This window comes from Roseburia faecis (assembly GCF_001406815.1).
Taxonomy (GTDB): Bacteria; Bacillota; Clostridia; order Lachnospirales; family Lachnospiraceae; genus Roseburia; species Roseburia faecis.
On the sequence record NZ_CVRR01000071.1, the window covers coordinates 95,888 to 117,947 of the forward strand.

Here is a 22,060-nt window from a genome sequence, read left to right on the forward strand (position 1 = left end):
GGATCACACAAACGTCAGGCTGTTGCTGACGCAGAGTGTCCCGTACCCGCTCTGCGGATTGGGGTAGGAAACGGAAAATGGAAGCTGTCTGGCACCTCGGATCAGATATGCTTTCATTTTTTCGCCATATAGAAAAGGATCATTGTTCTGTAGAATGCCCCACTGCATGAGCAGTGCGCAGCTGCCGCTTACAAAAGGAGCAGCCATGGAGGTGCCGCTTCGGGATTCGTAACCGCCCCCGACAGCACAGCTGGTGATGTCGACACCGGGAGCGACCAGATCCGGTTTGACCTGTCCGGTATTCCAGGTATATCCTCTGCCGGAAAAAGGGGCGAGCGTATTGGTGGAAGAATCGTAGGCACCGACGGTAATGACATTTCCGGCGGTGGAAGGTATCGTGAGAGTGGTTTCCGTTGTCGGTGTGAGAAATTGTGTGGCAGCCCCGCGGATAGCGGCCGCCGGCATCCACAGATCAATAATTCCTTCGATGACAGACCGTGCTTCTGCGGTAAAAAACCAGACACCTCCCGAAATATAGTCCCGCCGCGGCAGCAGATCGATGGCAATTTCCTGATACAGACTATAAGGGGAGGGAAGTCCGTAGTACACCAGAATCTGTGTGGTGCCAAAGGAAAAGCGCCAGCTGCCGGGCTGATTGGGAATTTTAAATGAGGTTCCGAGACCCGGAGGAGTCAGCTGAAAACGAATATCATCCCAATAATTTTTCCAGATCTGAATCGAAAGAGAAGATTCATAATTTCCAACGGCAAATTCAATTCTGGCAGATTCTAAAGAAGCCAGTCGGGCGCTGGCATGCCCGCCGTTGTTTCCCTCATTTCCACTTCCGACAACAATATTAATGCGTCCGAGATTTGAGACATAGTCCAGGTAGGTTTCCAGAAGGGATGTTCCGCTGTGGGAGCCGTAAGTATTTCCAAAACTCAGGTTGATGACAAGAGGCACGGTATGTTCGATGGCATATCTTACGGAAAAATCGACCGCCTGCATCAGTTCGATCGTGTTTGGAAATCCCTTTGGATCGGGCGAGCCGAGTTTGACGGCAAGAAGTGAGGATTCCGGGGCAACTCCGCGGTAGAGTCCGCCGGAGGCACGGCCGTTTCCGGCGGCAATACCGGCGACATGGGTTCCGTGCCCTGTGACATCTGTGCTGGGTACAAGTTCCATGCGCTGCTCAAAAGTGTCTGCCTGAAGTGCCGCATTGATCTGTTCCGGAGAAAAAAGTGTACCCTGTGAATAACCGGCGGGGGCAAAGCGTCCAGCAGAAGGATCAGCGAGGATGGTCTGGTCCCAGAGAGCAACCAGCCGTGTGGTTTTGTCCGGATTGCAAAAATCGGGATGCGCATAGTCAATACCGGAGTCTATCACAGAAATCAGAATGCCTTTTCCGGTCAGACCATAGCTGCTGTTTTCCTGAATGGCACTCAGACAGGAAGCCTGCCGGGCAGAAACAATCTCAAAGAAAAGCTGTCTTGGACGTTCGATATATATTACTTGTGGAAAGGCGGCAAGTGATGGAATGTCGTCCTCGGAGATTTTCACTATGGCATAATTTCCAAGGAGAAAGGTAAAGGAAGAGGAAGGAAATTCATTCTGTAACGTCTGTGGAGAACCGGTGTACAGAACAATCAGGTTCCAGAACCCGTCAGAGCTGCTCCCTGTGGACAGATCATCGGAAGCGTTTCGTTCGACGGGAGTTGCCTCAAGCGAAGCGCGCAGAGAAACATCAATTTTCTGATTGAAGTCCATCGTATTCATATTATCCATAAAATCGCACCGTCTGATGTATTTTGATAGATACATCTATAGCTTTTTAATGAAAATTTATGTACAATAAGGACATATTATGCTTAATAGAAACCACGAAAAAGCAAAGGAGATTTTATGTACGCTGATGAAAATGTAATCAAGATCAAGCATGCGGTTCTGCGTGAAGTCGCAAAACTGGCATTTGAAGGGACTCTTGATGCTCAGAGAGACCACATCGCGGTTCGTCTGATTCCGGGCCCGACACCACAGTTCCGTTGCTGTATCTACAAAGAGAGAGAGATTATCCGCCAGCGTGTCCGTCTTGCAGAGGGCAAAGCCCCAGGACCGGAGGATAATGGAAATGTGATTCAGGTAATCAGTGCAGCCTGTGAGGACTGTCCGATTTCCAGTTATACCGTTACAGAAAACTGTCAGAACTGTATGGGAAAAGCATGTATCAATGCATGTAAATTTGGTGCTATTGAGGCAGGTCGTCATCGTTCCCATATTGATCCGCAGAAATGTAAAGAGTGTGGACGCTGCGCAGCCGCATGTCCTTACAACGCAATTGCACATTTAAAGAGACCGTGTAAATTTGCATGTCCGGTCAATGCGATTACATACAATGAATACGGTATTTCTGTAATTGATGATTCCAAGTGTATCCGCTGTGGTAAATGTATCCATAGCTGTCCGTTCGGAGCAATCGGATCTAAGACATTTATGGTTGATGTCATCAATGCCTTAAAGTCTGATAAGAAAGTATACGTGATTGCAGCACCTGCTACCGAGGGACAGTTTGGTGCAAACATCACAATGGGAAGCTGGAAGAAAGCTATGCAGGAAGTTGGATTCAACGGATTTATCGAAGCCGGATTAGGTGGAGATATGACCGCTGCTTCCGAAGCCGCAGAGTGGGTAGAGGCATACAAGGCAGGAGAGAAGAAAGTAACTTCCTGCTGTCCGGGATTTGTCAATATGGTGCGTCTGCACTTCCCGGAGATGGCAGATAAGATTTCCACAACCATCTCTCCAATGTGTGCGGTATCCCGTATGATCAAAGCACAGGATCCGGATGCTGTGACTGTATTTGTCGGACCATGTGTAGCAAAGAAGTCTGAGGTTGTCGATCAGAAGATTGAGGGCAATGCAGATTATGTGCTGACATACAGTGAGATGCGTGCCATCATGAGTGCCAAGGGCGTAGAACTGCAGCCAAGCGATACCAGCTATCAGGAGTCTTCCGTATACGGCAAGCGTTTCGCAAACTCCGGTGGAGTTACCGCAGCAGTTGTCGAGAGCATGAAAGAGATGGAAGCTGGCATTGAGCCGAAAGTATGCAAGGCAAACGGTGCCGCAGAGTGCCGCAAGTTCCTGATGCTTATGAAGGCTGGCAAGCTGCCGGATGACTTCATTGAAGGTATGGCATGTGAAGGAGGCTGCGTCGGTGGACCAAGCTCCTTTAACGATATGCTTGTGACAAAGAAGTTCCGTGACGAACTTCTTCAGAAAGCAGATGATCGTCAGATTCTTGACAATTTGAAGAATTATCATATGGAAACATTCTCCATGCACAGAGAAGAAGAGTAATATTAAGATGGGGCCGTCGCTTGCGATGGCCTCGTTTTTTATTCCACAGTGGTTAAGGACAATAACAGTAGCTGGTGAGCAGATGCAGTCCTTTGTAAATGCACTGGCAGATAATGAGAACGCATGGCTTATTACAGAAAAACAAAGTGGAGCATGCATCGGATATGTTACGATGGATATTCCGTATCCACAGCTTGCAATTGGGGAGACCGGTTATGTGATTGGCGAGAAATACCAGAGGAAGGGCGTGGGCAAATGCGCGAAGAGATATTAAGGAAGCGTTAAGGTTTTTTAAGGAAAAGAAGATGGTTTGCAGCAAATGAATGTGATATCGTAAACACATGGAACATGTTAGTAAGAAAAAGAAAGGGAAATGGTTATGTTAGAAGTTGTACATGTGACAAAACGATACCGTAAGGTGCTTGCAAATGATGATATCAATCTTACCATAGAGGATGGGCGCATCGGAGTACTGCTTGGACCTAACGGTGCAGGAAAAAGCACGATTATAAAATGTATTATGGGATTTCTGAAATATCAGGGACAGATACAGGTAAATGGTCTCGAAAACAAGTCCATCGAGGCGAAAAAGATCATGGGATATATTCCGGAAATTCCATCGTTGTATCCGAACCTGACTGTGGATGAACATATGGAATTTATTGCACGGGCATATAAATTAAAGGATTATAAAGCCTATAAAGATGCATTGCTGGAACGGTTTGATCTGACAGATAAGAAGAAAAAATTCGGGGATGAGCTGTCAAAAGGGATGCAGCAGAAACTGTCCATCTGTTGTGGACTTTTGCCGAGACCACGGCTGGTACTGTTTGATGAGCCAATGATCGGACTGGACCCACATGCCATCAAAGAACTGAAAAAGGTGTTTGAGGAATTGCGGGATAGTGGCTGCATGGTACTGGTCAGCACGCACATGATTGACAGTATGGAAGAATTATGGGATACCACGTATATCATGAAACAGGGGCGGGTAGCCGCTGTGGTTGAGCGTGAAAATTTAAAGGATAACAATAAAAGTCTGGAAGATATTTTCTTTGAGATTACAGAGGGCGCGGCTCTGGAGAGAGAGGTGTAGGTGATGCGGTTATGGGGTTATTATGCATGGCATACCTTTTGGAACACGATAAAAAAGATGTTTCGAAGTACATTTCTCGTGATCATTCTTGCCATTTTTGGATTTGGAATCATATTTGGACTGATTGGTGGCGTGGTCGGTTCCATGGTAGAAAAGCAACAGTCGCTGGAAACTGTGGAATCGTCTTCGGAGGCGGATCGCGTACAGGAAGAAGCAATGGAAGAGGAAGAAACGCAAAAAACGCCACAGGAGATTGCCGCAATCAAAACCTATGTGGAAGCCGGAGTGATGATTGTTTTTCTTGCGATATTACTTTGGGGAATGTATTCCGGTTCTAAGGACGGTACGGATATTTTCCAGATGGCAGACGTGAATCTGTTGTTTACGGCACCGATGAAACCACAGTCCGTGTTGATGTTTCGACTGAGTTTTCAGATGGTGGCAACAGTTTTCGCGTCCATATATCTGGTTTTTCAGATTCCAAATCTCGTTGTAAATATGGGATTGGGGGCATCGGCAGTTGTAGCCATTTTTGCAGGGTGGATTCTGCTTCTGGTGTTTCAGAGACTTATGATTGTATTGACATATACGGTCTGCACCACACACGAAAAATTAAAACCATATGTGTTTCCTTTGATCGTGGGAATTGTTGTACTGCTTGGAATGATTGCAGGAGGAACATATCTGGCGAATGGGCAGAACCTGCTTGAAGCAGCACAGATGACTTTTGCCAGTCACTGGCTGCGGTATCTTCCGGTCATCGGCTGGTACAAAGGCATGATTATGTGTGCAGTGAATGGGGAACTGTTTTCGTTTCTGGTTTATCTGGGATTGCTGCTTGTAAGTGTGGCGGTACTGATTTTTGCCATCTGGCATATGAAAGCGGATTTTTACGAAGATGCGCTGGCTTCCGCGGGAAAACGTGCACAGATGCTTGAGGCAGCAAAAGAAGGACGGGTTATTGCAGGAAAAGCACATGCAAAAAAGCAGCAAAAGGAAGGAAACTTAAAGGGCTGGGGCGCATCCGTGTTTTTTACAAAGGAAATTTATTGCCGTAAACGTACGGCAAAATTTGGAATCATAACCAATACGATGCTGTTTTACCTGCTGGTCAGTGTCGGTATTTCCCTGTTTTGTGTCAGGATCATGGAGGTGTCCGGATTTCTGGTGCCGGGCTGTATTTTGTTTTTTGTACTTTTCTTCCGGAATATGGGAAATCCGATTGCACAGGAGACTGCGCGAAACTGGCTGTTTCTGGTGCCAGAGAATCCATACAAGAAAGTTTTCTTCGGGGTGCTTGCAGGAACATCCCTCTGCGCGATGGATCTGCTTCCGGCATTTGTGGTTTCGGCATTGCTTTTGCATGAAAAACCGGGAATTATGCTTCTGTGGTATCTGACGTATCTGGTGGCGGATTTTATGTTTTCGGAAGTTGGGCTTTTGCTGGAAGCTCTTGTTCCGGCGTCTGCGATGGATACGGTTAAGAGTATGATCCAGATTTTGCTGCGTTGCATTATTTTAGTAATTGTTGCCGTTTTTCTGGCAATTGGATATTTCTTTGGCGGAATTGCAGGGGCTTTAGTGTTTACCTGTGCAGCTTCTGCCGGAATCGGCGGAGCGATTTCACTGATTTATCCATGGATGCTGCATCAGGGCAGATAGGAGACTGCTCGCAGCCCATATAAAATAAAAAAAATTGCACTTGTCGAACATTTGTTCTTGTGATATGATGTAAAAAGAACGGATGTTCGGCATTTTTGCGGAGGGATACTGGATATGAGAGAAATTTTGCAGATGGATCGTATCATGGAAAAACTAACCATACTTTCGGCAGCTGCCAGATATGATGTTGCGTGTACTTCCAGCGGGGTGCAGCGTGGAGGAGATGGTACGCATACGGGAAACGCATATGCAAGTGGAATCTGTCATGCATTTACCGGGGATGGGCGCTGCATTTCACTGCTTAAGATTTTATATACCAATGATTGTATCTATGACTGCAAATATTGCAGGAACCGTTGCAGCAATGATGTGAAGCGTGTCAGTTTTACACCGGAGGAAATCTGTAAGCTCACGATGGAATTTTACCGCAGAAATTATATCGAAGGATTGTTCTTAAGTTCCGGAATTTTACATTCTCCGGATTATACCATGGGACTTTTATATGAGACCCTTTATTTATTGCGCACAAAATATCATTTTAACGGATATATACATGTAAAAGGAATTCCGGGAGCATCAGCGGATCTGCTGGAATTAACGGGGTATCTTGCAGACCGCATGAGTGTAAATTTAGAACTTCCCACGGCCGATGCGCTGCGGCAGATTGCGCCTAACAAAGTGCGTAAAAACATCCTTTCCCCGATGCGCCAGTTACAGAATGGAATTCGGCAAAGCCGCGAGTTTCACGGGGTATCGAGTATGAAAAGCCGGATGTATCTGGATGAGAAAACCTATTATAACCAGATGGCAGAGATGAAGGAAAGTTATGCCCGTCTGCAGGACTACCACGACGGAATTGCTGCCATCCGGGAGCATAAAGCGCGACAGAGTGCAGTACAAAGCTGGGGAGAAGAAATTGCCGGTGGGGAGAATTCCAGCAGAGTGAGAAACGTGCAAAAGAAACTTCCGCAGATAACGCGGGGATTGATGCGGCCGGATCGTTATTTTGTGCCGGCAGGACAGAGTACACAGATGGTGATCGGGGCATCGGATGAAAGTGATTATCAGATCATTTCGGTTTCAGAAGCTTTGTATCAGAAGTTTGAGATGAAGCGGATATTCTATTCTGCATTTATCAATGTGAATCATGACAGTTCCCTGCCAGATTTGCCCGGACCACCATTGTTACGTGAGCACAGGCTCTATCAGGCAGATTTTCTGTTGCGGTTTTATGGATTCCGCGCAGATGAATTGCTGTCAGAGAAAAATCCGAATTTTAACGAACAGATTGATCCGAAGTGTAATTGGGCAGTGCACCATCTGGAACTGTTTCCGGTGGAAATTAATCGTGCGGATTATTATACGCTGCTTCGTGTGCCGGGGATCGGAACAAAAAGTGCCCGCCGGATTATGGCGGCCCGGCGGTACGCAAAGCTGGATTTTTCAGATTTAAAGAAGATCGGTGTTGTTTTGAAACGTGCAGTGTATTTTATCACCTGTAAAGGAAAGATGATGTATCATACCCGTATGGAGGAAGGATATATTACACGGAATCTGATGTATCAGGAACGTCCGATGCAGATGCTGCTTTCGGATGGAACGGTGCAGACCTATGAGCAGTTATCACTGTTTGATGACAGGGGGAAAATTGTAGTATGAGTGAACAGATCGTGCTTCGATGTGAGGATTCTCTGGAAGGAATTTTTACAGCACTTTTCGATGCGTTTGTGTGTAAAAATAAAATGAAAGCTCCTTATACAGACAGTATTTCCATTGCGGCCGGTGAAGGAGAAATGACTTTGTTTGCCAGGGAGATCGAAGTACAGACAGATGCGCAGAAAGTGCAGAAGACGGTTTACAGTATACAGTCAAGACTGGGGTATCCGGTGTATGATACACTGCTTCATGCATTATGCCATTTTGCAGAGGACCGGGGGACAGCAGTTCTTGGATATCTGGTGCGTGCATTTGCACAGGGACGTGGTATTTCCGATCAGCTTGCCGATCCGTTTGCACTTCGGGTGATGGAGTTGTCCCGCAAGGTAGACAATGAGCTGGATAAGCTGCTGGGATTTGTGAGATTTCAGGATCTGGGAAGTATTCTTGTGGCGCAGCTTGCACCAAAATGCAATATGGTTCCATTGATGATGGATCATTTTTCGGATCGTTTTCCGGATGAAAATTTTATTCTCTACGATGAAAACCGAAACCTTGCTGCCGTCCATGAAGCCGGACACCGCTGTGTTCTGGTGAGTGGAGAGCAGCTTCAGATTCCGCAGGGGCATATGGATTATTTTGCTGTGCTATGGAAACAGTATTTTGCCACCATGGAAATCCGGGAGCGTCACAATGAGCAGTGTCAGAATCATCTTCTGCCAAAATGGTATCGCAAATATATGACGGAGTGGAATTAATAAATAGAAACGAAACTTGAAAACATTTCTTAAAACCAATATAATGAATAGAGTTGCAGTTATAAAACTATGGCAGAAAAGAATGATAGCAGCTGGCACATAGGAAAATTGGAGGAATGGAAATGGAACGTTGGGATATCTACGATAAAAATAAAGTGCGGACAGGAAGAACCATGGAGCGGAATCATTTCAATCTGGCAGATGATGAGTATCATCTGACGGTACTTGGCGTGATCAGGCGTCCGGATGGCAGATTTCTGATTACTAAGCGTGTGATGACCAAAGCATGGGCACCCGGATGGTGGGAAGTTTCCGGTGGTGCTGCGCAGGCAGGAGAAGAATCGGAAGAGGCAGTGCGCAGGGAAGTTTTAGAAGAGACCGGACTGGATGTAAAAGAAGCGGAAGGTGGTTATGTATTTACCTATCACAGAGAAAATCCGGGCGAAGGAGATAACTATTTCGTAGATGTTTATCGTTACACGATGGATGTTACAGAACAAGATGTCCATCTGCAGACGGAAGAAACAGACGGATGTCGGTTTGCTACACCAGAAGAGATCAGGGAACTCGCAGATCAGGGAATTTTCCTGCATTATGATAGTATCAAACGGGTATTTGAGGACTAATTACAATGGATAGGAGAATATTTTAAAAGATGTATTCCCATACGCAAAAAAAGGAATGTTGCAGAAATGCAACATTCCTTTTTTTAATCGTTGTATCCAATATCTTATTCTAAAGAAAGAAAAAGGTACATAGAAACTAGATTAGTCGGCAATTATTTCACTACTGTTACGTTAACTGCCTGAGGACCTTTAGCGCCATCAGTGATTTCGAATTCTACTGCTGCACCCTCTTCGAGAGATTTGAACCCCTCCATGTTAAGTCCTGAGTAATGTACGAATACATCGTGGCCGTCTTCAGCGGTGATGAATCCGTAACCCTTCTGGTTGTTAAACCATTTTACTGTACCTTTGTTCATCGAAAGTACCTCCAATATATTTGTGTTGCCTTGCAACTATGCTAAGAATAGCATAACCAATTGGAAATGTAAAGCAAAATCTTCGTGAAATAGCCGGATTTTAAAGCACTTCAAAAGAAATGTCGTGTTGTGAGAGAAATTGTCTGACAAATTTGTCCCATTCCGGTTCTAATGTCTTATCTGTGGAAAAAATGCGGTAAGAAATTCCGGTAGTCAGTGTAAGCATCTGATTTTGAAATTTGATGTTCATGGACATGGCGGAAATATCCGCCGGGGTATAGGAACTTCCGATTCGTTCCATGGTGCGTTTTTGATTTTCCGGCGACAGCATCAGGACGAATTTAAAGGAGGATGGAGCCTTTTTTCCTTTGATCAGGTCAAAGATGCGTGGACGGAGCATGGAGAATGGAAGAAAATGAAAAGTTTTAATACCGAGTTCTTCGGCTTCTGTATCTGTATAGAATCCTTTGGTAATAGTTCCATCAATCACATAGCTTGCAAAAGAAACGACAATGCCCTCCTGAAGCAGAAAATGGTCAAAAATTTCAGTTTTGAGAAATTTATTCATAAAATCTTTTTTGTTTGTTAATGCAAGAGCCAGCATAAAAAACCTCCCCATTGTGAAACCGATAAAACGGCAGCTGATATAGTTTAATTTTAGCATGAGTGACTTCATCTTTTCAATCATAATGTGTTATAATGCCACTGATTGATAGAAAATGCACGGTTACTGCTCACAGGTTCCCCTGCGAACCGTAACGATGCAATCACTTAAGAAAAGAAGGGAAACTATAACTATGAAAGAATCATTTTTGATAGATGTTTTAAAAAAAGGAGTATCACCGTTTCATTGTGTGGAAGCAGCCATGCAGACGTTAGAGGAATCCGGCTTTGAGGAACTAGAGTATGCCAGACCATGGAATCTGAAAAAAGGAAAGGCTTATATGATGAATCATCATGGAACAACGCTCTATGCATTTACAGTTGGAGAAAACTTCCGTGCGGATGCAATGCTGCGCATGGCAGCTGCACATACAGATTATCCATATCTGCGGATCAAACCAAATGCGGATTTTGTGACAGACCGGTATGCGCAGGTGAACGTGGAAGTATATGGCGGACCGATTTTAAATACATGGTTTGATCGTCCGCTGGGGATTGCAGGGCGCGTGATCGTTCGAAGCAAAGATGTGTTTGCCCCGAAGACCATGCTGTATCGTTCCGGTCGTCCGGTTCTTATTATTCCAAACCTTGCCATTCACATGAACCGGGAAGTGAATAAGGGAGTGGCAATCAATAATCAGGTAGATTTGATGCCGGTTGCGGATATGCTGCCAGAAGAACAGCAGAGTACCGATTATTTCCTGTCATTTCTTGCGGAAGAGCTGGCAGTAAAAAAAGAGGATATTCTGGATTTTGAACTGAATACATACTGTGTGGAAGAACCGGCATATGTGGGGATAAAAGAGACACTGCTGTCTTCTCCGCGACTGGATAACCAGACATCCGTTGCGGCACTGCTGGCAGCCATCGTGGAAGGAACACGGACCGATGGTATCAATCTGATCGCACTGTTTGATAATGAAGAAATCGGAAATACCAGCAAACAGGGCGCAGCATCGATCTTATTGCATGATATGGTAAAACGCATCTACCGATCGCTTGGCTGCAGTGAGGAAGAAACGGATTGTGCGATGTATGGAGGTATGCTGCTTTCCGTGGATGTGGCGCATGCACTGCATCCGAATCATAAGGAGAAAATGGATATTACCAATCATCCGGTGCTTGGGGATGGATTCTGTATCAAAGAGGCATGTTCCCAGTCTTATGCGACGGATGCAAAGGCAATCGGAATTCTGCGGCAGCTCTGCGATCAGAATAAAATCGCATACCAGAGGTTTGTCAATCGTTCCGATGTGCGCGGGGGTGGTACACTGGGATCGGTTGCATCCACGCTGTTTCCGGTCCGCACAGTGGATATTGGAATTCCGCTCTTATCGATGCATTCTGCACGGGAACTGATGGGACGAACGGATTTTGATGCTCTGGCATCAGCTGTGACGGCATATTTTTCCTGAAAAATATGAAGAAACTATAAAATATGCCTTTTTCCCCTTTTCAAATATCTGAAACCGTGTTATGATATGAACATAGTAATGAATACTACATGTAATAGAAAATAAAAACTTTTTATAAAGTAATGATAAACACACGCACTTCATAAAATGATAGACGTATTTTAGAAAAGAGGGATGGATATGAGTCAGTATAAAATTGTAATTGACAGTTGTGGAGAACTTCCTGAGGATTTAAAGGCAGATGGACATTTTTGCACAGTGCCGCTTTTGCTGGATGTGGATGGATATCAGATCACAGATGATGAAACTTTTAATCAGAGAGATTTCTTGCAGAGAGTAAAGGCATGTATTCACAGCCCGAAATCTTCCTGCCCGTCTCCGGAGCGTTATATGAGAGCTTATGAGGGAGAGGCGGAGCATGTATATGTTGTGACGTTGTCCGGAAAATTGAGCGGATCTTACAACAGTGCGGTACTTGCAGCAGATCTTTATCATGAAGAGCATGAGGATTCCAAGCAGATTCATGTATTTAATTCCAAGTCGGCCTCGATTGGGGAAACCCTGATCGGATTAAAGATTCAGGAGCTGGAAGAATCCGGTGCATCTTTTGAAGAAATTGTAACAGAGGTGGAATCTTACATTTCTTCCATGAACACATTTTTTGTCATTGAGACACTTGAAACACTGCGCAAGGCTGGCCGTCTGAGTGGACTGAAAGCATTTGTGGCAAATACTTTAAACATCAAGCCGGTAATGGGATCCACCAAAGAAGGAACGATTCAGCAGCTTGGTCAGGCAAGGGGCATGAAGAAGGCACTTTCCAAGATGGTAGAGGATATGTTCAAAGTAACCAAAAACTGCGAGAACCGTGTGCTTGCCATTTCCCACTGCAATTGTCCGGAACGTGCACAGTTTGTGAAGGACACAATTGAGAAAGTCGCAAAATTCAAAAAGATTGTAATTGTCAATACGGCCGGGGTATCCAGCATGTATGCAAATGAAGGCGGAGTGATCCTTTCGGTATAGGATTTTGCACTTGAAACAACCGTCATATAGAAGTAGAATACGGGGAGAAGCTTTTTATAAGCTTCTCCCTATTTTTGTGAGTCAGGTACCGGCTGCCGAAAGCAGTTTACAGATACCTGCAGGGAGAATAAAGATGTATTCATATGAAGAAGTATTGGATCAGATAGAAAATGGAAGACGGTTTGGAAACCGGCCGGGAGTGGAAATTACCGGAATCATGTTAGAACAGATGGGACAGCCGCAAAACGGGATGCCATTTATTCATGTGGCGGGAACCAACGGAAAAGGATCGGTCTGCGCATTCCTGACATCAGTTTTCCGGGAAGCCGGATTAAAAGTCGGAACATTTATTTCTCCACACCTGATTGATTTTGAAGAGCGTATCATGGTTGATGGCAGACAGATTTCCAGAGAAGATGTGACACGAATCGGCAATGTTCTGCTGGAGCAGGAATTTGGCGTGACACCGACCATGTTTGATTATTGCGTGCTTATGGCGGTACTGTATTTTAAAGAACAAAACTGCGATCTTGTAATTATGGAGACCGGCCTCGGAGGCAGACTTGATTCTACGAATGCACTGGGAAATCCGGTGGTATCGGTGATCACACGGATTGGTTATGATCACATGAACATTCTTGGAAATACCATAGAAGAGATTGCACAGGAAAAAGCGGGAATTATCAAAGCCGGAGTGCCGGTGGTAATTGCACCGCAGGAATCGGAAGCACTTGCGGTGCTGCAAAGGGCGGCCGCAGCAAAGGGAGTACGTGCGCGGTGTGTACAGGAGAATGACCTGCAGGGGGCAAAGGCAGTACAGCCGGGACTTTTGGGTGCTTATCAGAGAGAAAACGCCGCTACAGCCATGTGTGCGGCACAAGTGGCATGGACCGGATGCCGGATAGAAAAAGAGAAGATGAAAACCGTTATTGCCCGTGGAATTCACAGAGCGGTATGGCCGGGGCGTATGGAAATTTTAAGTACAGAACCGTTTCTGATGGTGGATGGTGCACACAACAGTAACGGAATCCATGCATTGCGTACAAGTCTCGAAGAATTGTATCCGGAGGAAAAGTTTCATTTTGTGATGGGTGTGATGGCAGACAAAGACTATGAAAAGATGATCGGGGAACTGTTGCCGATTGCCATGGATTTTGTAACCGTCACACCAGAGAGTGCACGGGCACTGCAAGGGGAAACACTGGCAGAAGATATCAGAAAACAAGGGGTGCCTGCACACGCAATTACAAAGGTTGCAGAGATTCCGGAACTTTTAACACCAAAAGAAAAGACGATTGCGCTGGGGTCTTTGTATTTTATCGGGGAATTAAAAAGCGTATATCAGAATAGGGCATAACAGATGCAGGAGTATCCATATGGCATTGCAATATGAAACAACAAAAGAACATACAATTACCGTTACCGGGTATGAAGGAACCATAAGACATCTGGTCATTCCGGATCAGGTGGATGGATGTCCGGTGAAAACGATCGGCAAAAATGCATTTTCCGCAAGGGAAGATTTAGAGAGTGTAAGTATTCCAAAGACGGTGGAAACGCTTGGAAGATATGCATTTTATAACTGTAAAAAACTCAAAAACATTTCGCTGTACGACAGTGTGGAAGACTATTATGACGGCGTGATCAAACAGTGCCATTGTCTGGAAGAAGTGAAGCTGACGCAGCTTAGAGGAGACTATTCGGTGATGAAAGAACTTCTGGCAGATACCGACCGCAGGCTGCATTTTCGCATAGAGCCATGTGGGCTGCAGCTGACGTTTCCGGCATATGTATACAATTTTGTGGAAGATGTGGAGGCTCGGGTTCTGCATCACAAGATTGAGGGAAGCGGGTATCCGTACCGGGAATGTGTCACAAGAAAAGGCGTAGATTTACTGGCGTATGACCGTCTGTTTGCGCAGGTGGTAAATGATGATTATCGCACGGCAATTGAGATTGCCTGTGACCGGCTGATGCATCCGATTGAGCTGGAGAACCATCTGCGGGAACAGTACGAACAGTATCTCGAACAGAATGCAGAGGTGATCCTTAAGGTGCTGATTCCGGAGAATAAGGTGGAAGAGATTTCCTATCTTTGTGATTCCTGCCTGATTCCGGAAGCGGCACTTGCCGATGCCCTTCCGCTGGCATCGGAGGAAAAGATGAGTCAGATTGCAGCAATACTGATGGAATATCAGCGGAGTAATTTCGGAAAGAAGAAAGCATTCACCATGTCTTTGGACTGGTAGGAAAAGGAGAACGATGAAGACAAGGGAACAACTGGAAGCAACCGGAAATAAAATATTAAACAGTGTCAGGACAGAACTGTATCTGTCGATGCGGTTTATGGGACCGGCACTCGGAAGTCTGGGATTTGCCATGGATCTGTCAACGAGAACAGTGGGCACGGATGCGGTATATATCCGGTTCAATCCGACCTATCTGCTGCAGACTTATATTGAACGGCCGGAAATTTTAAATCGGACATATATGCATATGCTCATGCACTGTCTGTTCCGGCATATGTTTTCCGCAAAACAGCACGAGGATGCACAGCTGTGGGATCTCTGTTGTGATATTGCAGTGGAATCGGTGGTGGATTCCATGGATTATCCGACCATTTTGCGTGTGACTTCGGATTTCCGGCAGGAGTGGTATGAAAAACTGGAAAAGGAAGTTTCAGTGCTTACAGCGGAAAAACTGTACCAGTATTTTATGCTGCGCAAACGCGATCCATATCTGGAAGAATCCCTCCGGCAGGAATTTTTGCTCTGTGACCACAGTTTCTGGCAGCGCATGGAGAAAGAACCGTCGCAGGAGCAGAATAAAAACCAGCCCCCGGTGCCGCAGGAGAATCCGCAGATGGACAGTGATCAGCAGGAAAATGCCGGGGAGAAAACGTCTGATGCAACGCCGCTTGGAAAAACCGATCCAAAGGAAGACGAGTGGAAAGAACATGCAAAGCGTATCGAAAGCGATATGGAAACCTATGCAAAAGACGCGGCGGCAGATGCGGGAAAGCTTGCATGGATGTTAAAGCTGAGCAGCCGGGAGCGAAAAAGCTACAAAGAATTTTTAAAGAGGTTTGCAGTTGTGAGAGAAGAAGTTTCCGTGGATATGGATTCGTTTGATTACGGATTTTACATGTATGGACTGCAGCATTACGGAAACATGCCTCTGATCGAGGAAAACGAATTCCGGGAGGCAAAAAAGATCGAAGAACTTGTTATTGCAATCGATACTTCGGCCTCCTGCAAGGAAAAACTTGTGCAGCAGTTTTTGAATGAGACGGGGGCAATTTTAAAGCACCAGGAGAGTTTTTTCCATAAAGTGAATATCCGCATCATCGAATGTGATAACCAGATTCAAAAAGATATTCCAATCAAAAATCTGGATGAAATCGGGAAATATACCGAGCAGTTTTCCGTTTCCGGAGGGTATGGAACGGATTTTCGGCCGGTATTTTCCTATGTAGAGAAATTAAGAAACAGCGGGGAACTCAAAAACTTAAAAGGACTGATGTATTTTACGGACGGGTATGGAGAATATCCGAAAAAACCGACGGATTATCAGACGGTATTTGTTTTTTACGGGGATGACACACCGCAGAAAACTTTTTCGGGAGAGCCGATAAAAGTGCCGGACTGGGCAGTGAAATTATATTTGTCAGAGGATACAAAAGGATAGATAAAGGAGAAATTTTATGAACATCAAACAGGCAAAACAGGAAATCATAAATACGGTTCAGGCGTACCTGACAAAAGATGAGACCGGGGAGTATGCGATTCCTGTGGAACGACAGCGTCCGGTACTTTTGATCGGGCCGCCTGGAATCGGTAAGACCGCAATTATGGAACAGGTGGCGCAGGAGTGCGGAATCAATCTGGTTTCTTATACGATCACACATCATACGAGACAGAGTGCGATCGGACTGCCGTTTATCTCGAAGAAAACCTATGATGGGGAGGATGTATCGGTCACAGAGTATACAATGAGTGAAATTATCGCCTCGATCTATGATCAGATCGAACAAAGCGGAATTCATGAGGGAATCCTGTTTCTCGATGAAATCAACTGTGTATCCGAGACGCTGGCTCCGACGATGCTGCAGTTCCTGCAGTACAAGACATTCGGAAATCACAGGGTACCGGATGGCTTTGTCATCGTTACGGCGGGAAATCCTCCAGAATACAACAAGTCGGTGCGGGATTTTGATATTGTTACTTATGACCGTGTCAAGCGGATTTATATAGAAGAAGATTTTTCTGTGTGGAAAGAGTATGCGTATAAAGCGCAGATTCATGGAGCAATTCTTTCTTATCTGGAGATTAAAAAGAACAATTTCTATTCGGTTGTGTCGGATCTGGATGGAAAACGGTTTGTGACCGCCCGTGGATGGGAAGATCTCTCACAGGTCATGAAAGTGTATGAACAGCTTGGATTTGCCATAGACTATGACTTTGTTGTGCAGTATCTGCAGGACGAGGAGATTGCCCGCGATTTTGCTGCTTATTATGAACTGTACAATAAGTATAAGAATATTTACCGTATACCGGAAATCTTAGAGGGTAGTATACCGGAAAACAGTATGACGATCAAAAATGCACCGTTTGACGAGAAGCTGAGTCTGCTGGGGCTGCTTTTGGACAGCCTGGGACAGGAATTCATTTCTTATTACCGGAAAAAAGCTGCACAGGAAGCTTTTTTTGAGCAGCTGGGATTTTTGCGGAGCGATCTGAAAGAAGGACGGGGAAGCGGAAAAGAAATTCTGGAAAGACAGATTTCTTCTTATGACACCATGATCACTCACCGGAAAAAGGCCGGCATGATCGACAGGGAACAGGAAAAAGCCATGTGTGCGGCACTTCAGGCAATGAATGACTGCCTGACGGCACTGGCAGTCGAAGGAACCGGTGATGCAAAAGGAGATTTCTTATGTGTCAAGAAACTGTTTGATGAGAGGGAGCAGATCCGCCAGAAGGAAATTTCAGATGCAGGCCGTCATCTGACGCATGCATTTGAATTTCTTGCACGGGTATTTGGAGAGGGACAGGAAATGGTAATCTTTTTGTCCGAACTTTCGGCCGGTTATTACAGTCTGAAATTTGTCAGTGAATGTGGAAATGATGCCTATTATAAGTACAACAAACTTCTGCTTTTGAAAGAACGCACACAGGAGTTAAAGGACGAAGCAATGGAACTTCTGGGACTTTAGGGAATCAGGTTATGGTTTTTATGAATTTTTTTGATAGAGAAATTTCATAAGATCTATAGACAAATACTTCAGATTGTACTAAAATATGTAAAAATAATAGTACATCCAGTATTCCATAACGAAAAGTTATAGAACACTTGAATTGGAATAGAAAATGGAGGAAATGAAAATGGAGAAAAAAAATCTTGACTGGGGTAACCTGGGATTTGGTTACATGACCACAGACTACCGTTATGTTGCAAATTACAAGGATGGAAAGTGGGACGATGGAGCACTGGTAACAGATCCTACCGTTACATTAAATGAGTGTGCAGGTGTATTCCAGTATTCACAGTCCTGTTTTGAAGGATTAAAAGCATACACAACAGAGGACGGACATATTGTATGTTTCCGCCCGGACTTAAATGCAAGCCGTATGAAAGATTCCTGTGAGAGACTTGAGATGCCGGTATTCCCGGAGGATCGTTTTGTAGATGCCGTAGAGCAGGTAGTAAAGGCAAATGCAGCATGGGTACCTCCATTTGGTTCCGGAGCAACGCTTTATATCCGCCCATATATGATCGCTACAAACGCTGTTATCGGCGTAAAGCCGGCAGATGAGTACCAGTTCCGTATTCTGGTTACACCGGTAGGACCTTACTTCAAGGGCGGCGCAAAGCCAATTACAATCCGTGTTTCCGATTTTGACCGTGCAGCACCACACGGAACCGGACATATCAAAGCCGGACTGAATTACGCTATGAGTTTACATGCAATCGTAGATGCACATGCTCAGGGATATGCTGAGAACATGTATCTTGATCCTGCTACAAGAACTTATGTAGAGGAGACCGGTGGAGCAAACTTCATTTTCATTACCAAGGACGGAACATTCGTAACACCAAAGTCAGACAGTATTTTACCTTCCATTACCAGAAGATCCCTGATGGTTGTTGCTGAAAAGTATCTGCATATGCCGGTAGAGCACAGACCGGTTAAATTCTCAGAAGTACCTGATTTTGCAGAGTGTGGACTCTGTGGTACTGCAGCCGTTATTTCTCCAATCGGAAAAGTTGTTGATCATGGCAAAGAGATCTGTTTCCCGAGTGGAATGGAAGAAATGGGACCATATACTAAGAAACTGCGTGAGACACTTACCGGAATCCAGATGGGCGAGATTGAAGGACCGGAAGGCTGGGTTCACAAGATTATGTAAGTTTTTTCTCAATACGACGAATTTGCGGCGGGCTGTTTTAGAGATAAGGTTTCTTAAAGCGATGAATTTGCGGTGGACATGATTTTGGTTTGAATTTTCTACAAATTAGCTCCGGCGTTGATTTCAGGTAGGTTTTAGCAGGGGGATATGTTTTTGCTATTAGCTTTCCCTGATGGAACACCGGAGCAGTTGCAGAAACTTCAAACCAAAACAGTACACGCGCAAATTCTGTGGATTGGAGAAAATATAAAGAAAAGAGCGATTGCCGCAAATTCTGGCTATGAGATAAACATAAAGCTTTAGAATTTGTTAAAAGAGAAAATTTGTGGAAGAAAATACGCGCGATGGAAGTTTTCATATTTAGAAAATTTCTATACGCGCGTATTTTTTATAATTTATAGAATTTTGCGTCCCCCAATCTTAAACTTATCTTTTCTCCAATCCTCAGAATTTGCAGCCTCAATTTTAAACTTATCTTTTCTCCAATCCACAGGAAGAAGGCGTATATTTCTTTCGGAAGAACAAATTTGCAACTTGCTCTGGCACTCATAACGTATAGCTAATTGCGTAAAATGATAAAATTACACAAAAGGACGTGAAATCAACGCCAGAGCTGACTTGCAAATTTTTCTGGAGAAAGAAAATGTACGCCTTCTTCCGTCGCATCGAGAAAACTTATGTTTGAACCACAAAACCCATTGACAGATACGCAATATGTGAGAAGATAGAAATAAGCCCCACAAAGGGGCAAAAATAATACAGGAGATATGCATTTATGGCTCCAACCTATCGAAAGAGATATAAAAAACGAAGAACAAGAAAAGAACAGCTGCAGATGCGCATTTTAATGATTCTCATTGCCGTAATTTTGCTTGGATCCATTCTGGGAATCATACATAAAGTGAAGCAGGAACGGGCGCAGCAGACGGTGTCTGACAGCAGCTGGGATATTACAGATAAAAAATACGTTGACCAGAGACCGGAATTAGACGTGGAACTGCTTCCGGTCAATGAATATTCCCGTCCGGGGCTTGCACTTAAAAAGGTTCGTGGAATTGTCGTTCATTACACGGCCAATCCGGGAACGACTGCCATCCAGAACCGGAATTATTTCGCAGGGCTGGAACAATCTCACCAGACCAAGGCAAGCAGTCATTTCGTGATCGGGCTGGATGGAGAAATTGTACAGTGCATTCCCTGCAATGAAATCGCATATGCATCCAATAACCGAAACAGTGATACAATCGCAATCGAATGCTGTATTCCGGATGACACCGGAAAATTCAATGACAGTACGTATCAGTCATTGATCCAATTGACAACCTGGCTGATCGGAAGATATGATCTTGGAATTGAAGATGTGATCCGGCATTATGATGTGACAGGTAAAAACTGTCCGAAATATTTTGTGGAACATGAGAGTGCATGGGAAGATTTTCATGATGATCTGGCGGCTTACATCGAAAAAAATGGAGTGGACAAAGAATAAAAAATCATCTACAATAAATTAAATATAGGAAGTATTCTGAATAATTAACGGAACAGAGGAGAAATTTTTGATACAACTATTTACGGAATTACAGGAAAAGAAAAATGTAAGGAGTAATCTGAGTGCTCTGCGTGCCAGCCTGAAAGAAGCAACGGAAGAGCAAAAAGCGCAGGCTATAGAATTTGTACGCGGGCATGAAGATCTGGTGTTTGGATTTTTACAGGAAGAGGATGCAAAGACGCGGAAGAATGCAGCACTTCTTCTGGGAGACCTGGCAGTACAGAATGCGTTGCAGCCGCTCTGGAAAGCATATACCCGGGAACAGACACTGTTCGTAAAAAGTGCATATCTGGAAGCCATGAAGGCACTTCATGCAGAAGAAATCCTTTCGCAGCTGAAAGATCGTCTTGCAGAGCTGGAAGGAGAGCCGGTCACCGAAGAAAACCGGAAACACCGGGAAGCAGAACTGCGGGCACTGCGGGCAATCCTGATTCAGTATGAAGGAATCGATACCCATCATTTTGATATAAAACAAAAGAACAATCATGTACTTTTGGTGACAAACCGCAATCATCGCGGAATACTGGAAAATCAGACCGGTGGAAAGGCGCATCCGCTCGGTGTGATTGTACAGACGGATGATCTGTTGCAGCTGTTGCAGATCCGCACATATCGGGACATGTTGTTTTTACTTCCGGTCAAAGGACTTCTGGAGCAGGAACCGGAAAAAGCAGCAGAGGCGGTGTGGAAGCCAATGCTTGCAATCTGTGCAAAATACCACCGGGAAGACAAGCCATTCTTTTTCCGGATTGAGTGCAGATCCGCAATGACACTGGAACAGAGAAGTCGGTTTGTCAAAAAGCTTGGATCTGCCATTGAACAGTTGTCGGATGGAAAACTGGTGAATTCTCCGGGGGATTATGAGGTAGAACTTCGACTGATTGCAAATCGTGAGGGAAAGTTTTTCCCGGCACTGAAATTTTATACTATTCCGGATCACCGGTTTGCGTACCGGAAACATGCAATTGCCGCTTCCATGCACCCTTCCCTTGCGGCATTGATTATGGAACTGGCAGCACCATATCTGAAAGAAAATGCGCAGATTATTGATCCGTTCTGCGGCGTGGGCACCATGCTGATCGAGAGGGATATCCGTGTTCCGGCACGTGAAAAATATGGTACGGATATTTTTGGAGAGGCAATTGACGGAGCACGGGAGAATGCGGCTCTGGCAGGAGAACAGATCAATTTCATACACAGGGATTTCTTTGATTTTAAACATGATTATTTGTTTGATGAGATTGTAACCAATATGCCGGTGCGGGGAAAAATGACGCGGGAGCAGCTGGACCGTCTGTATGAGAAATTTTTCCGGAAAGCATTAACCATTCTGGAAAAGGAGGCTGTGATTGTAATGTATACAGGAGAGATTGGATTTGTGAAGAAACAGCTGCGTCTTCACAGGGAATTCTCTCTTTTGGAAGAATATTGTATGCAGAGTAAGGCAGGATGTTATCTGTTAATTATAGGAGTAAAGAGGTAATGG

20 protein-coding genes are annotated in these 22,060 nt (G+C 44.8%); 16 read left to right on the plus strand and 4 right to left on the minus strand.

Going from position 1 to position 22,060, the window contains the following annotated elements:
* Positions 1-3 precede the first annotated feature (3 nt).
* Complete coding sequence (locus M72_RS14605) at positions 4-1,785, minus strand: S8 family peptidase (RefSeq protein WP_261291845.1); 1,782 nt, start codon at positions 1,783-1,785, stop codon at positions 4-6.
* A 117-nt stretch (positions 1,786-1,902) separates the two neighbouring features.
* Here M72_RS14605 and M72_RS14610 point away from each other — a divergent pair, with 117 nt between their 5' ends.
* The 7 genes from M72_RS14610 (at position 1,903) to M72_RS14640 (ending at position 9,155) form a co-directional block, all read left to right on the plus strand.
* Complete coding sequence (locus M72_RS14610) at positions 1,903-3,357, plus strand: 4Fe-4S dicluster domain-containing protein (RefSeq protein WP_055068740.1); 1,455 nt, start codon at positions 1,903-1,905, stop codon at positions 3,355-3,357.
* A gap of 7 nt (positions 3,358-3,364) precedes the next feature.
* The gene (locus M72_RS14615; protein ID WP_055068741.1) at positions 3,365-3,631 is read left to right on the plus strand and encodes a GNAT family N-acetyltransferase; all 267 of its coding nucleotides are present in this window, start codon (positions 3,365-3,367) and stop codon (positions 3,629-3,631) included.
* Between the two features lie 105 nt (positions 3,632-3,736).
* Positions 3,737-4,453 (plus strand): ABC transporter ATP-binding protein, encoded by a 717-nt coding sequence (locus tag M72_RS14620; RefSeq protein ID WP_022045155.1) that lies wholly within the window; start codon positions 3,737-3,739, stop codon positions 4,451-4,453.
* 3 nt (positions 4,454-4,456) lie between these two features.
* A complete protein-coding gene (locus tag M72_RS14625; protein WP_261291848.1) occupies positions 4,457-6,115 on the plus strand; it encodes a putative ABC exporter domain-containing protein in 1,659 nt (552 codons plus the stop codon).
* Positions 6,116-6,229: 114 nt separating this feature from the next.
* A complete protein-coding gene (locus tag M72_RS14630) occupies positions 6,230-7,774 on the plus strand; it encodes a putative DNA modification/repair radical SAM protein (protein ID WP_055068743.1) in 1,545 nt (514 codons plus the stop codon).
* The gene (locus M72_RS14635) at positions 7,771-8,529 is read left to right on the plus strand and encodes a TIGR03915 family putative DNA repair protein (protein ID WP_055068744.1); all 759 of its coding nucleotides are present in this window, start codon (positions 7,771-7,773) and stop codon (positions 8,527-8,529) included. The genes M72_RS14630 and M72_RS14635 overlap by 4 nt, the downstream gene beginning before the upstream one ends.
* 122 nt (positions 8,530-8,651) lie before the next feature.
* Positions 8,652-9,155: an NUDIX hydrolase gene (locus tag M72_RS14640; RefSeq protein ID WP_082413932.1), complete on the plus strand. Its 504-nt coding sequence runs from the start codon at positions 8,652-8,654 to the stop codon at positions 9,153-9,155.
* Between the two features lie 152 nt (positions 9,156-9,307).
* Here M72_RS14640 and M72_RS14645 read toward each other — a convergent pair whose 3' ends face one another.
* Positions 9,308-9,511 (minus strand): cold-shock protein, encoded by a 204-nt coding sequence (locus tag M72_RS14645; protein ID WP_022045150.1) that lies wholly within the window; start codon positions 9,509-9,511, stop codon positions 9,308-9,310.
* Positions 9,512-9,611: 100 nt separating this feature from the next.
* Positions 9,612-10,199 carry a DUF5721 family protein gene (locus M72_RS14650; protein ID WP_243275987.1) on the minus strand — a complete coding sequence of 196 codons (588 nt, stop codon included), beginning with the start codon at positions 10,197-10,199 and terminating at the stop codon, positions 9,612-9,614.
* Positions 10,200-10,308: 109 nt separating this feature from the next.
* On the opposite strand from M72_RS14650, the gene M72_RS14655 reads away from it, so the two are divergent.
* The 7 genes from M72_RS14655 to M72_RS14685 all read left to right on the plus strand — a co-directional run bounded on the left by M72_RS14655 (position 10,309) and on the right by M72_RS14685 (position 19,025).
* Positions 10,309-11,589 (plus strand): M18 family aminopeptidase, encoded by a 1,281-nt coding sequence (locus tag M72_RS14655; protein ID WP_055068746.1) that lies wholly within the window; start codon positions 10,309-10,311, stop codon positions 11,587-11,589.
* Between the two features lie 180 nt (positions 11,590-11,769).
* Positions 11,770-12,615, plus strand: coding sequence for a DegV family protein (locus M72_RS14660; protein WP_055068747.1), 846 nt, complete (start codon positions 11,770-11,772; stop codon positions 12,613-12,615).
* A 133-nt stretch (positions 12,616-12,748) separates the two neighbouring features.
* Positions 12,749-13,972: a bifunctional folylpolyglutamate synthase/dihydrofolate synthase gene (locus M72_RS14665; protein WP_082413933.1), complete on the plus strand. Its 1,224-nt coding sequence runs from the start codon at positions 12,749-12,751 to the stop codon at positions 13,970-13,972.
* Positions 13,973-13,991: 19 nt separating this feature from the next.
* Complete coding sequence (locus tag M72_RS14670) at positions 13,992-14,864, plus strand: leucine-rich repeat domain-containing protein (RefSeq protein ID WP_055068748.1); 873 nt, start codon at positions 13,992-13,994, stop codon at positions 14,862-14,864.
* Between the two features lie 13 nt (positions 14,865-14,877).
* Positions 14,878-16,302, plus strand: a complete 1,425-nt coding sequence (locus M72_RS14675; RefSeq protein ID WP_055068749.1) for a vWA domain-containing protein — start codon at positions 14,878-14,880, stop codon at positions 16,300-16,302.
* Positions 16,303-16,318: 16 nt separating this feature from the next.
* The gene (locus M72_RS14680) at positions 16,319-17,830 is read left to right on the plus strand and encodes an ATP-binding protein (RefSeq protein ID WP_055068750.1); all 1,512 of its coding nucleotides are present in this window, start codon (positions 16,319-16,321) and stop codon (positions 17,828-17,830) included.
* Between the two features lie 169 nt (positions 17,831-17,999).
* On the plus strand, positions 18,000-19,025 hold the full coding sequence (locus M72_RS14685) for a branched-chain amino acid aminotransferase (RefSeq protein WP_055068751.1): 1,026 nt from the start codon (positions 18,000-18,002) through the stop codon (positions 19,023-19,025).
* Positions 19,026-19,062: 37 nt separating this feature from the next.
* Here M72_RS14685 and M72_RS17390 read toward each other — a convergent pair whose 3' ends face one another.
* On the minus strand, positions 19,063-19,383 hold the full coding sequence (locus M72_RS17390; protein WP_206541836.1) for a hypothetical protein: 321 nt from the start codon (positions 19,381-19,383) through the stop codon (positions 19,063-19,065).
* A gap of 417 nt (positions 19,384-19,800) precedes the next feature.
* Here M72_RS17390 and M72_RS14690 point away from each other — a divergent pair, with 417 nt between their 5' ends.
* Together M72_RS14690 and M72_RS14695 are read left to right on the plus strand one after the other, a co-directional pair.
* Positions 19,801-20,514 (plus strand): peptidoglycan recognition protein family protein, encoded by a 714-nt coding sequence (locus M72_RS14690; RefSeq protein WP_055068752.1) that lies wholly within the window; start codon positions 19,801-19,803, stop codon positions 20,512-20,514.
* Between the two features lie 67 nt (positions 20,515-20,581).
* A complete protein-coding gene (locus M72_RS14695) occupies positions 20,582-22,057 on the plus strand; it encodes a TRM11 family SAM-dependent methyltransferase (protein WP_055068753.1) in 1,476 nt (491 codons plus the stop codon).
* Positions 22,058-22,060 lie beyond the last annotated feature (3 nt).